This is a genomic window from Photobacterium sp. 270122K, assembly GCF_059941365.1.
Genome location: NZ_JBPOEN010000002.1, coordinates 368617 through 381160, shown reverse-complemented (window position 1 = coordinate 381160; position 12544 = coordinate 368617). Strand labels below are relative to the sequence as shown.

The following is a 12544-nucleotide window of genomic DNA, read 5'->3' as shown; positions in this document are numbered from 1 at the left end:
TCACTTTTGATGAAAAAATATTCAATAAAAGCATACCAAACGTGATTAATATACCAGCATGCCGACGGGATGCTGTATTCAGAGCCAACAAAGCAGTAGACTGCAGATTATTTTATATTGATCACACCATTTGATGAATCATGTCTAACTCAACAGGGAAAAATCCAACTCAAGCCAAAATCGTAGCGATCGGTGGCGGTCATGGGCTTGGGCGTATTTTATCGGCATTGTCCGATTACGGGAGCAATGTCACTGGGATTGTGACCACGACCGACAATGGCGGCTCGACGGGTCGTATCCGTGCATGCCAGGGCGGTATTGCATGGGGAGATACCCGTAACTGTATTAACCAGTTAATCACCGAGCCTTCTGTCGGTTCAATGATTTTTGAATACCGCTTTCGTGGCAATGGTGAGCTTGATGGGCATAACCTTGGCAACCTAATGCTAAAAGCACTGGATAATTTGTCGATTCGCCCCCTTGAGGCGATCAACCTGATCCGTGACATGCTCAAAGTGGAACCCCACATCCTGCCCATGTCAGAACATCCTGCCGACCTCTCTGCCATGACCCCTGAAGGGGATATTATTTGTGGGGAAACCAGTGTGGATGAATTGCTGGCCGTGCCGCAACGTTTATACGTTGAGCCCGCCGTGCCCGCAACAAAAGAAGCTGTGAGCAGCATTCAAGATGCCGATATTATTTTGCTTGGCCCCGGCAGCTTCCTGACCAGCGTGATGCCGCCGTTGCTGCTAGAAGAAATGAAGGTGGCGTTGCGAAATTGTCGAGCCAACATTGTCTTTGTCACCAATTTGGACAAAGAAAAAGGGCCGGCTGGCATGATGAGCTTGCAGCAGATGCTGCATTGGTGTGAGCGTGCGATGGGGGGACGTGCCGTCGACTCCGTGCTGACGGACAAACAGCAGGATATTGATGCAAAGTACCACCAACACATTGCGGTACTTGCATCATCTAATCATGAATGGCGTCATGACCGCGAGAAACTACGACAAGCAGTTGATCGGATTATCATGACTCGCTAAGTGTTTATATTCCATTGCCACCTGTTCGACCATCTGCCGATACTGCGGTAGATGGTCTTCCATCCATTGCTCTTGCCCCTGCTTCACGCGGAATTCACATTCCTGCGCCATCATCGCCAACTCATCGGCACCAAAACTCGCCGCACTGCTCTTGATTGAGTGACTAATTTCCCTCACTTGAGCCAGAGAGGGTTGTGCTGATAGTTGTTGAAAAAACTGATCCAATTCATCGCTAAACATATTCAACAAAAGCAATAAGGTATCCTGGCCCACTTCATCCGCCATACGCTTAATTGTGTCAGCATTCATTGTTGTTACCATGCAATCCTCTCCCTACAATTAACCTTGCGCTTCCTGCCAGGTTTGTAATTTACGGTAAATCGTTGATGGACTGACTTCCAAAAGTCCTGCGGCACGTGGAATATTGCCGTCACACGCATCAATCGCCGCCTGAATGGCCCGTTTCTCCACGACCCAAAGCGGCTCAACCTGTGATTTATCCACGTTGTAAGGCATCATCGGTGACTCAATGCTCGGCATGTCACTCGCTTTATCCCGATGAGCAACAAAAGACGATGCAAGTTTAACGCCACCATTGTTAATCGGAGGCGGAACCATCGACAATGTCACTTCTTCGCCGCTATTGAGCACCACAATATTGCGGATCACGTTTTGTAATTCACGCACATTTCCCTGCCAATGGTACTGCTTAAATAAGGCAAGTACCTCTGACGAGAACCGGCTGAAGTTTTTCCCTTCCTCCAGTGACATCAAGGCCAGCAAGGCGTGAGCGATTTCCAGCACATCCTCGCCCCGTTCACGCAATGGCGGCAGCGACACCGGGATCACATGCAGGCGGTAGTATAAATCTTCACGGAAGCGGCCTTCTTGCACTTCCAGCCACGGATTGCGGTTAGTGGCACACACAAAGCGCACATCGACCGTATGGGTTTTTGATGCACCCACTTTCTGATAGGTCCCAGTCTGAATAAAACGCAGCAATTTACTTTGCAAATCCAAATCCATTTCGCAAAGTTCATCCAGAAACAAGGTGCCTTGATTGGCGAGCTCTACCGCCCCTTGGCGCTCTGTCGACGCCCCGGTAAACGCCCCTTTGACGTGACCAAACAACTCACTTTCAATCAATTCTTTCGGTATCGCCGCACAGTTTAAGGCCACAAACGGTTTGTCATTACGCGGGCTCGCCGCATGCACGGCTTCCGCGCATACCTCTTTACCGGTCCCACTTTCCCCCGTAATGAAGACCGTGGCTTTACTGGATGCGGCCGATTCAATCACACGGTACACCGCCTGCATCGGCAAACTGTTACCAATAAAACCTTGGTATTGTGCCCCACCTTGTTTAGACGATGACGGTGACCCTTTGTCTTTCTGGTCTTCTTCTTTGAGCGCATTATTCACGGTGACACGCAAGCGATCGGCTTCGCATGGCTTGATCAGGAAGTCCTTTGCGCCATAGCGCATGGCCTCCACAGCCACATCAATCGACCCGTGCGCCGTCATGATAACCACGGGAATATCGCCATACTCCCGCTTCACCGCCTCAAGCACTTCCATGCCCGTCATATCAGGTAAACGCAGATCCAAGAGGATCAAATCCGGCGTGGTCTCCTTCACAAATGCCAGGGCGTCAGAGCCTGAACCTACGATTGTGACGGCCACGCCCAATGGATTAAGGTACGATTTATACAGTGCCGCAACAGACACCGTATCTTCCACCATTAACACTTGCCGCTGCCTCGGTTTGCTCTCCATTGCCCCCTCCCAATCCTGTTGCTCTTTACTAATTGTAATCAAAAGAAAAAAATGAGTATCACTTTTTTGTCCTGCTCGCCATGTTATGGCCATGGTCGCTTTTTCATAATGAATCGCATAATGATTCGCAAAATGCAAATACACAGTGATTTTTTACACCCGCAAAATGGAAATGTTTGCGCTAAGCCAATAAAAAAGTGCAATTAAATCGGAATAGAAAAGTTGGCACGCTGTCTGCATTACTTACTATGACTCTTCCTAGAGTCAACCTAGCCAACTGACGTTGTTTGTGGATTTTTTCACTAAAACAATGACGCCAACCGAACTGTTTATCGGTTGGCTTTTTTTTGCCTGAAATTTGGCACATGTACACAGTAGAAAGGATTTTCAGCGGCGGGATAGCACTCAGAGCAAATGCCCTAAGTGCTTTGTTTGCGGCAGATTAACTGTTGGCGATAAACTGCTCTCGCAGGGTATGAATTTTGTCACGCAATTCCGCCGCTTGCTCAAATTCGAGGTTCTGCGCGGCATCATACATGGCCTTTTCTAACTGCAAAATTTCGGTTTCAAGCTGCTGCGGTGTCAGCGTGGTATACGTCGCTTTTTGCTCTGCCACTTTATGTAGCTGCGCCGCACGGTTCACTTTTTTGCCTTTCCCTGCTCCGCCCAATTCCATAATGTCCGAGACTTTCTTGTTCAAGGCTTGCGGGGTTAATCCGTGCTTATCGTTATACGCGATTTGCTTATCTCGACGACGGTTGGTTTCACTGATCGCCCGCTCCATGGAACCGGTGATCCGATCCCCATACAAAATGGCGCGCCCTTCTAAGTGACGGGCCGCACGACCAATGGTCTGAATCAATGACCGCTCAGAACGCAAGAAGCCTTCTTTATCCGCATCCAGAATCGCCACCAGCGACACTTCAGGCATATCCAGGCCCTCACGCAGCAAGTTAATCCCCACCAACACATCAAAGACCCCCAAGCGCAAATCACGAATGATTTCGACGCGCTCAACTGTATCAATGTCCGAGTGGAGATAACGCACTCTCACGTCATGCTCCGCTAAATACTCGGTGAGGTCTTCCGCCATGCGCTTGGTTAAGGTGGTCACTAATACCCGCTCACCTTTCGCTTCTCGAATGCGGATTTCAGACAATAAGTCATCCACCTGTGTTGCTACCGGACGCACTTCAATTTGTGGATCCAACAACCCCGTAGGACGGATCACCTGCTCAGCAATGTCCCCACCGGATTTTTCGATTTCGTACTTGCCCGGCGTCGCGGAGATATATAAGGTTTGCGGCGCCAGCGCCTCAAACTCTTCAAACTTCAGCGGACGGTTATCCAAAGCAGACGGCAAACGGAACCCGTATTCCACCAAGTTTTCTTTACGGGAACGGTCACCACGGAACATGGCGCCAATTTGTGACACCGTTACGTGCGACTCATCAATGATGAGCAAGCCATCGGGCGGCAGGTAATCAAACAAGGTCGGTGGCGGCTCACCCTCTGTGCGCCCACTGAGGTAACGGGAGTAGTTTTCAATCCCTGAGCAGAAACCCAATTCGTTCATCATTTCGATGTCAAATTGCGTGCGCTGTGAAATTCGCTGCTCTTCCACCAGCTTATTGTTGGCCAGCAGTTGGGCTTTACGTTGCTCAAGCTCCACTTTGATCCCTTCAATGGCATCGAGCACTTTTTCACGCGGGGTCACGTAGTGGGTTTTCGGATAAATGGTGCAACGTGGCATATCCCGCTGCAAAACGGTGCCAGTAAGCGGGTCAAACTGGCTGATGCAGTCCACTTCATCGTCAAACAGCTCAATACGCACCGCTTCTTTTTCCGATTCTGCCGGAAAAATATCAATCACTTCCCCACGTACACGGAACGTACCGCGCTCAAAGGCCATGTCATTACGGGTGTATTGCAACTCAGCCAATCGACGCAAAATATCGCGCTGATCCAACACGTCGCCGCGTCGAACGTGCAGCATCATCTTTAAGTAAGAATCCGGATCACCCAAACCATAAATGGCCGATACCGAGGCAATAATAATGACATCGCGGCGTTCCATTAACGCTTTTGTCGCTGACAGGCGCATTTGCTCGATGTGTGCGTTTACTGACGCATCCTTTTCAATGAAGGTATCGGTGGTCGGCACATACGCTTCCGGCTGGTAGTAGTCATAATAGGATACGAAGTACTCGACAGCATTGTCCGGGAAAAACTCGCGCATTTCGCCGTACAGCTGCGCCGCCAAAGTTTTATTGGGGGCTAAGATCAATGTCGGCCTATCGACGCTCGCAATCACATTGGCGACGGTAAAGGTTTTCCCCGTACCCGTCGCGCCCAGCAACGTTTGATGCGCTAAACCTGCATCTAACCCTTTCAGCAATTGGTCGATCGCCGTGGGCTGGTCACCGGATGGCGAATAGGGTGATGAAAGTTTGAACGATTTACTGGCAGGCTTTTCCATAACGGTACCGAACTGGTTGGATAAACAGTGTATCTATTCAAACTACCTCAATATCTGCCTTTGAGCGAGAATTTCTTGATTCAGTACAAACGAAGGCAAAGCAACCCATAAAAAGACGATTAAAGCTTGAATGGTTTTTCATCAAGGCGTATTATCACCGCCCGCAACGTAGCCAATCAACCTCACTTTCGTGCAAAATACGTTCATTTATACCCCTTAAAAATACTGTTATACCCTTTTTGCCCACAAGTTATTCAAGGCTTGATATAAATCAATTCACAAGCAAACGATATCCTTTTTTTCCTTTCTGCTATTCTTAAACCTCATTTTTTTGTCTGCAGAAGTATCCCAAGATCCCCCCAATTACAGCGTTTTATTCCTTATTGCTCATTTGTTTATTTTTTGAACAACCTGCGAGAGACGTGAGCATTCACCCTTGTTCCTCAGTATCCATTAACACACTTATCCACAGTTTCCGTGGATAACTATGCTAACTCCTTGTGTTATCAGGGCTGGAGAAAAGCAAGCTCTTTGTATGATAAAATTTCTTTCTCCTTACGAGGGATTATTTTTATGACCATTATCGCTCCCCCTTTTCCTGCACGTCTTGTGCATCGCTGGTGATGACTTCCCCCTGATCCCTTTCAAAGACAATCCATGTAATGAAGGAGAATCTATTGTTAATGTCATCATTTTCTCCGCCATTTGGCTGGCGGGAATGGCCGTTAATGGCAAAAACCCTGCTCCGAGGGAGTTGTTAATGGGGGCACAAAGGAAGATAATGTAAGGATCTTTTGCAAACAGTATTTTGATGGTATGACTGAATACCTACTCCTCCTTGTCGGTACCGTGTTGGTTAACAACTTTGTACTCGTAAAATTTTTAGGCTTATGCCCCTTCATGGGCGTCTCCAAGAAACTGGAAACCGCGATTGGTATGGGGTTAGCCACCACGTTCGTACTGACCTTGGCGTCTGTGTGTGCGTATCTGGTTGAAACCTATATCTTGGTTCCGCTTGGGATCCAATACCTGCGCACCCTGAGCTTCATCTTGGTGATCGCGGTGGTCGTGCAATTTACCGAAATGGTCGTGCACAAAACCAGCCCGACCCTGTACCGCCTGTTAGGGATCTTCTTGCCGTTGATCACCACCAACTGTGCCGTATTGGGTGTTGCCCTACTGAACATCAATGAACGTCATAACTTCATTGAATCCGTGATTTACGGCTTCGGTGCTGCCGTCGGTTTCTCCCTTGTCTTGGTCCTGTTTGCTTCCATGCGCGAACGCATTGCAGCGGCTGATGTACCGGAACCGTTTAAAGGGGCGTCCATTGCAATGGTCACCGCTGGCCTGATGTCGCTGGCGTTCATGGGCTTTACTGGATTGGTGAAATTGTAAGATGAGCGGATTACTTATCGCGGTGATTGCCATTGCAGCACTTGCCGCTATCTTTGGTCTCCTGCTGGGCTTTGCGTCTATTCGCTTTAAAGTCGAGGCTGACCCTATTGTTGAGCAAATCGATGCGATCTTGCCGCAAACCCAATGTGGCCAGTGTGGTTACCCGGGGTGTCGCCCGTATGCCGAAGCCATCGCCAATGGCGATGCCATCAACAAATGTCCGCCGGGCGGTCAACAAGCCATTGAAAAACTCGCTGATCTCATGGGCGTTGAAGTGCAAGATTCTGCCCATGACGCAGAAAAAAGCCTCAAGAAAGTCGCTTTTATTCACGAAGATATGTGCATTGGTTGCACCAAATGTATTCAAGCCTGTCCGGTCGATGCCATTGTCGGCGGCACCAAGGCCCTGCATACCGTGATAAAAGACGAATGCACCGGTTGTGATTTGTGTGTGGCACCTTGCCCGACGGATTGTATTGAGATGATCCCTGTTGAAACCACGCCTGATAACTGGAAGTGGGATTTAAACCAGATCCCAGTGGTGAACCTCCCTGTTGACAATAAAGAAAGCGCGGTGAAGTAAACATGCTGTCAATTATCGAACAAATTAAACAAGGTCAGCTGTGGGACTTCCCGGGCGGTATCCACCCGCCTGAAAACAAAACCTTGTCCAATCATACGCCGATTATTCACGCGGGCATTCCTGACGAATTAGTGCTGCCACTGAAACAGCACATTGGTACCAAGGGCGACATTTTGGTTGCCGTCGGCGATCAGATACTAAAAGGCCAACCGCTGACCCAAAGTGACATGAGCATGTGTGTGCCTATTCACGCGCCGACCTCAGGCACGGTTACCGCGATTGAACCCCGTACTACCGCGCACCCATCCGGTTTGACGGATCTATGTATCGTGATCAAAAGCGATGGTCACGACACGTGGGCACCCCAACAAAAAATCACCGATTACACGGCCATGGCGCCGGGTGATCTGATCGATATTATCCGCTTTAGCGGCATTGCAGGTTTAGGCGGTGCAGGCTTCCCCACTGGGCGTAAGCTACAAGGCAGCTTGGGCTTGACAGACATCATGATCATCAACGCGGCCGAGTGTGAGCCTTACATCACTGCCGATGACCGTTTGATGCAAGATTACGCGCAAGAAGTCATCGAAGGTATTCGTATTCTGCGTCACGTCGTCAGCCCTAAACTGACCTTGATCGGTATCGAAGATAATAAGCCGGCAGCGATCAAAGCGCTTGAGCAGTGTGTCTCGCCAGAAGACAACATTCTGATCCGCGTGATCCCCACCAAATACCCGTCAGGCAGCTCCAAACAGCTGGTGAAATTGCTGACGGGCCGTGAAGTCCCATCCGGTGGCCGCTCTTCAGCGGTTGGCGTAGTTGTGCAAAACGTGGGAACCGCCTTTGCGGTAAAACGCGCGGTGATCGATGGCGAGCCTTTGATTGAACGTGTTGTCACCCTGACCGGTGAAGCCTTTAAAAACCGCGGCAATGTGTTTGCCCGCTTAGGCACACCCGTGTCCTACCTGCTGGACACCTACGGCTACCAACCAGATAAAAAATACCCGCGCGTGATCATCGGGGGCTCTTTGATGGGCTTTACCCTGCCCCACGCCAATGTGCCGATCACGAAAATCACCAACTGTATTCTGACCCCGAAGCGCCGCGAACTGCCGCTACACAACCACGAAATGGCGTGTATCCGTTGTAGTGCGTGTGCTGATGCGTGTCCAAGTTCTTTGCTACCACAGCAATTACAGTGGTACGCCAAAGACCAAGACTACGCCAAGTGCGAAGAATACAACTTGTTCGACTGCATCGAATGCGGTGCCTGTGCGTACGTGTGCCCAAGCGAAATTCCACTGGTGAATTACTATCGCCAAGCCAAAGCGGAAATCTACGCCCGTCGTCAAGATGAAGCCAATGCAGAGCGGGCAAAACAACGCTTTGAGGCCAAGCAAGCCCGTTTTGAACGCGAAAAAGCCGCCCGTGAAAACCGCTTTAAGAAAGCGGCGGAAGATCGCCGTAAAGACATGGCCGCCACTGGCGGTGATGATGCCGTTGCCGCTGCGATTGCTCGCGTAAAAGCCAAACAAGCCGCAGCCGCGTCAGGTCAAGACAACGATAAGAAACCGGCTGTGGCCGCAGCCATTGCGCGTGCGAAAGCCAAGCAAGAACAAGCCGCACAAACCGCCACAACCGCATCCGCGCAACCGGATAATACTGAAATGGCCAAGCTGCGTGAACAACGTAAGCGTGAAGCGCGCGAGCGTAAAGCCGCGAAATTCGCGGCCGATCAAGCATTAGCCGCTGAACACGCAGCCTCTTCGCATACCAACGAAGCTGCCGGCGCATCGACAGAGGCAGATCCAAAGAAAGCGTCTGTCGCCGCTGCCGTTGCCCGCGCTAAAGCCCGCAAGGCTGCACAAGCGACAGAATCGCAGACCGAGCCATCAGCAGAAGCTAAACCAGCTGACGTAAAACCAGTTGAAGCCGAACCCGCTAAAGCAGATACATCAGCTAATGCGGATCCGAAAAAAGCCGCAGTCGCTGCTGCCGTTGCCCGTGCTAAAGCCCGCAAGGCTGCACAAGCGGCGGAATCGCAGGCCGAGCCATCAGCAGAAGCTGAAGCAGAAACATCCGCTGAGGCAGACCCGAAGAAAGCTGCAGTCGCCGCTGCCGTTGCCCGTGCTAAAGCCCGCAAGGCTGCACAAGCGGCGGAATCGCAGGCCGAGCCATCAGCAGAAGCTAAACCGGTTGAAGCAGATACATCAGCTGATGTGGATCCGAAGAAAGCTGCAGTCGCCGCTGCCGTTGCTCGCGCGAAAGCCCGTAAGGCTGCACAAGCGGCGGAATCACAGGCCGAGCCATCGGCAGAAGCTAAACCAGCTGACGTAAAACCGGTTGAAGCAGATACATCCGCTGATGTGGATCCGAAAAAAGCCGCAGTCGCTGCTGCCGTTGCTCGCGCGAAAGCCCGTAAGGCTGCACAAGCGGCTGAATCACAGGCTGAGCCGTCAGCAGAAACGCAATCGGCTGAAGCCAAACCAACTAAAGCCGGCGCATCGGCTGATGCGGACCCGAAGAAAGCCGCAGTGGCGGCTGCCGTTGCCCGTGCTAAAGCTCGCAAGGCTGCACAAGCGGCTGAATCGCAGGCCGAGCCATCAGCAGAAGCTAAACCAGCTGACGTAAAACCGGTTGGAGCAGAAACATCCGCTGATGTGGATCCGAAAAAAGCCGCAGTCGCTGCTGCCGTTGCCCGTGCCAAAGCACGCAAGGCCGCGCAAGCCGCTAAAGCCGCACAAGAAAACAATGAGGAAAACTAACGGTGGCGTTTAATATTACCAGCTCACCCCATGCCCATAGCCGCCGCAGCACCAGCAGTCTGATGCGCACGGTCATCCTTTGTACCTCACTGGGCGTTGCTGCCCAGTGGTACTTCTTTGGTTGGGGTGTCTTAATCCAAGTGGCTCTGTCAGCCTTGCTGGCTGTGGTTGCTGAAGCGGCCGTTTTGTTGCTGCGTCGTCGCCCGTTAGTGCCATATTTACGTGATAATACTGCCCTGTTAACCGGTGTATTGATCGGCTTGGCGATCCCGCCGCTCGCCCCTTGGTGGATCAGCGTGATTGGTGTGCTCTCAGCCATCATCATCGCCAAACACCTGTACGGCGGATTAGGGCAAAACGTATTCAATCCAGCCATGGTGGCTTACGTGGTATTGCTGATTTCATTCCCTCTACAGATGACCACTTGGCTGCCGCCATCATCCCTGAGTGCCGAGCCCGTCAGCTTTATTGATAGCCTGTCTGCCATCATGACGGGCTTCACACAAGACGGATTCAGTGTCTACCAGCTGCGTTTGTCCGTGGATGGCGTCACTATGGCGACCCCATTAGATACGCTAAAAACCTCACTGACCACCGGACACACAACAACCGAAATTCTGGCCGGTCCCGTCTTCGGTACCTTGGCCGGTATTGGTTGGGAATGGGTCAACATCGGCTTTTTGATCGGCGGCCTGATCCTGCTCAAAATGCGCGTGATCCAATGGCATATCCCTGTCAGCATGCTTGGTGCCCTGTTTGCCATGAGCACGCTGGCATTTTTAATCAGCCCTGATACTGCGGGGTCTCCCCTGTTCCATTTGTTCTCTGGCGCCACCATGCTCGGTGCGTTCTTTATCGCCACCGATCCGGTAACGGCATCGACCACGGTAAAAGGCCGCTTGGTCTTCGGTGCCCTTATTGGTGTGTTGGTGTATTTGATCCGTACCTTCGGTGGTTTCCCCGACGGTGTCGCGTTTGGCGTGCTACTGGCCAATATGTGTGTCCCGTTGATCGATTACTACACCCGCCCACGAACCTTTGGCCACTAGAGGAACTACCATGCTGAATGCAATGAGAAAAAACGGTGGCGTATTGGCAATTTTTGCCCTGCTATCGACCAGTTTGGTTGCGGTCACTCACTTAATGACGGCCGATAAAATTGAAGAACAGCAGCAACAGCAGCTGTTGAAAGTCTTAAATCAGGTGATCCCTGCGGCCAATCACGACAATGAGTTATACAAAAGCTGTACCTTGTTGACCGATGAAGCCGCACTGGGCACCACCGTGCCTATGCCCGCTTACATCGCTGAAAAACAAGGGCAAAAAAGCGGGATGGCGATTGAAGCCATTGCGCCAGACGGCTACAGCGGTGCCATTAAACTGATTGTCGGATTAGACCAGCAAGGCGTAGTCACGGGCGTGCGTATTCTCAGCCACAACGAAACACCGGGGCTGGGTGATAAAATTGAAACCCGCATCAGTAATTGGATCGACAGCTTCACCGGTAAAAAAGTGAACGGGGCGGACGATGCTCGTTGGGCGGTACGTAAAGACGGTGGTGACTTTGACCAGTTTACGGGCGCAACCATTACGCCACGTGCGGTTGTCGGCGCAGTAAAACGCGTATCACTGTACTACCAAGCCAACCAAGATCGTCTTTTCGCACAACCACTGAACTGTCAGGGGGAATGAGTGCCATGAATACTGAATTAATGAAGAACGGGTTATGGAACAATAACCCGGCCATCGTCCAGCTATTGGGCCTGTGTCCCCTACTGGCGGTTTCCGCGACCGTCACGAACGCCTTAGGCCTCGGACTGGCGACCACCGCCGTGTTGGTTGGCTCTAACTTGATAGTGTCATTGGTCCGCCAATGGGTGCCGTCTGAAGTCCGTATTCCGGTGTTTGTGATGATCATCGCCGCACTGGTGACCTGCGTCCAGCTGCTGATGAATGCCTACACGTTTGGCTTGTACCAATCTCTCGGCATCTTCATTCCATTGATTGTAACCAACTGTATCATTATCGGTCGCGCTGAAGCCTTTGCATCAAAGAACAGTCCGATTCCGGCAGTGCTTGATGGCCTGTGGATGGGATTGGGCATGACTGCCGCCTTGGTGGTATTGGGTGCATTACGTGAAGTGCTAGGGAACGGTACCCTGTTTGACGGCGCAGATCGTCTGCTTGGTGACTGGGCTTCATCACTGCGTATTGAGATCTTTACCTTTGATAGCAGCTTCTTACTGGCCATCTTGCCACCCGGTGCCTTTATTGGCGTTGGCTTTATGATCGCGCTAAAAAATGTTATTGATAAGAAACGCGCGCAAAAAGCGACTCACTCACAAACGAAGCCAGTGATTGAACGCGCCCGCGTAAGCCCAACCGATTAATGCCCTGATGACGCTTCAACGGTTAAGCGCAACGCATTGATCGGCATGCCGTGGCTGATGGACTAGCCTCGGCACCTGACACCGTAGGGTGCAGGTAACTATAACAATAA

General features: G+C 51.2%; 10 protein-coding genes. 7 read left to right on the top strand and 3 right to left on the bottom strand.

What is annotated here, in order from left to right; genetic code table 11:
- Positions 1–140 precede the first annotated feature (140 nt).
- On the top strand, positions 141–1043 hold the full coding sequence (yvcK, locus tag ACSF8W_RS04885) for a uridine diphosphate-N-acetylglucosamine-binding protein YvcK (protein WP_500845553.1): 903 nt from the start codon (positions 141–143) through the stop codon (positions 1041–1043).
- On the opposite strand, the gene ACSF8W_RS04880 is transcribed toward yvcK, so the two are convergent.
- The 3 genes from ACSF8W_RS04880 to uvrB form a co-directional block, all read right to left on the bottom strand.
- Positions 1005–1364 carry an Hpt domain-containing protein gene (locus ACSF8W_RS04880; protein WP_500845551.1) on the bottom strand — a complete coding sequence of 120 codons (360 nt, stop codon included), beginning with the start codon at positions 1362–1364 and terminating at the stop codon, positions 1005–1007. The two genes, yvcK and ACSF8W_RS04880, sit on opposite strands and share 39 nt — an antisense overlap.
- A gap of 18 nt (positions 1365–1382) precedes the next feature.
- Entirely contained in the window at positions 1383–2819 is a 1437-nt protein-coding gene (gene luxO, locus ACSF8W_RS04875; RefSeq protein WP_500845549.1) for a quorum-sensing sigma-54 dependent transcriptional regulator LuxO, read from the bottom strand.
- A 442-nt stretch (positions 2820–3261) separates the two neighbouring features.
- A complete protein-coding gene (gene uvrB, locus ACSF8W_RS04870; protein ID WP_500845547.1) occupies positions 3262–5298 on the bottom strand; it encodes an excinuclease ABC subunit UvrB in 2037 nt (678 codons plus the stop codon).
- Positions 5299–6114: 816 nt separating this feature from the next.
- On the opposite strand from uvrB, the gene rsxA reads away from it, so the two are divergent.
- The 6 genes from rsxA to ACSF8W_RS04840 are packed head-to-tail and all read left to right on the top strand — an operon-like array spanning position 6115 to position 12434.
- Positions 6115–6696, top strand: coding sequence for an electron transport complex subunit RsxA (gene rsxA / locus ACSF8W_RS04865; RefSeq protein WP_428476872.1), 582 nt, complete (start codon positions 6115–6117; stop codon positions 6694–6696).
- A 1-nt stretch (position 6697) separates the two neighbouring features.
- Positions 6698–7279, top strand: a complete 582-nt coding sequence (gene rsxB / locus ACSF8W_RS04860; protein WP_428476873.1) for an electron transport complex subunit RsxB — start codon at positions 6698–6700, stop codon at positions 7277–7279.
- Between the two features lie 2 nt (positions 7280–7281).
- A complete protein-coding gene (rsxC, locus tag ACSF8W_RS04855; protein WP_500845544.1) occupies positions 7282–10044 on the top strand; it encodes an electron transport complex subunit RsxC in 2763 nt (920 codons plus the stop codon).
- 2 nt (positions 10045–10046) lie between these two features.
- Positions 10047–11093, top strand: coding sequence for an electron transport complex subunit RsxD (gene rsxD, locus ACSF8W_RS04850; RefSeq protein ID WP_500845542.1), 1047 nt, complete (start codon positions 10047–10049; stop codon positions 11091–11093).
- A gap of 10 nt (positions 11094–11103) precedes the next feature.
- Positions 11104–11736, top strand: coding sequence for an electron transport complex subunit RsxG (gene rsxG / locus ACSF8W_RS04845; RefSeq protein ID WP_500845540.1), 633 nt, complete (start codon positions 11104–11106; stop codon positions 11734–11736).
- A complete protein-coding gene (locus ACSF8W_RS04840; protein ID WP_428476877.1) occupies positions 11733–12434 on the top strand; it encodes an electron transport complex subunit E in 702 nt (233 codons plus the stop codon). The genes rsxG and ACSF8W_RS04840 overlap by 4 nt, the downstream gene beginning before the upstream one ends.
- Positions 12435–12544 lie beyond the last annotated feature (110 nt).

Coding starts and splice junctions, on each gene's coding strand:
- yvcK (WP_500845553.1), top strand. CDS start 141: ATGTCTAACTCAACAGGGAAAAATCCAACTCAAGCCAAAATCGTAGCG.
- ACSF8W_RS04880 (WP_500845551.1), bottom strand. CDS start 1,364: ATGGTAACAACAATGAATGCTGACACAATTAAGCGTATGGCGGATGAA.
- luxO (WP_500845549.1), bottom strand. CDS start 2,819: ATGGAGAGCAAACCGAGGCAGCGGCAAGTGTTAATGGTGGAAGATACG.
- uvrB (WP_500845547.1), bottom strand. CDS start 5,298: ATGGAAAAGCCTGCCAGTAAATCGTTCAAACTTTCATCACCCTATTCG.
- rsxA (WP_428476872.1), top strand. CDS start 6,115: ATGACTGAATACCTACTCCTCCTTGTCGGTACCGTGTTGGTTAACAAC.
- rsxB (WP_428476873.1), top strand. CDS start 6,698: ATGAGCGGATTACTTATCGCGGTGATTGCCATTGCAGCACTTGCCGCT.
- rsxC (WP_500845544.1), top strand. CDS start 7,282: ATGCTGTCAATTATCGAACAAATTAAACAAGGTCAGCTGTGGGACTTC.
- rsxG (WP_500845540.1), top strand. CDS start 11,104: ATGCTGAATGCAATGAGAAAAAACGGTGGCGTATTGGCAATTTTTGCC.
- ACSF8W_RS04840 (WP_428476877.1), top strand. CDS start 11,733: ATGAGTGCCATGAATACTGAATTAATGAAGAACGGGTTATGGAACAAT.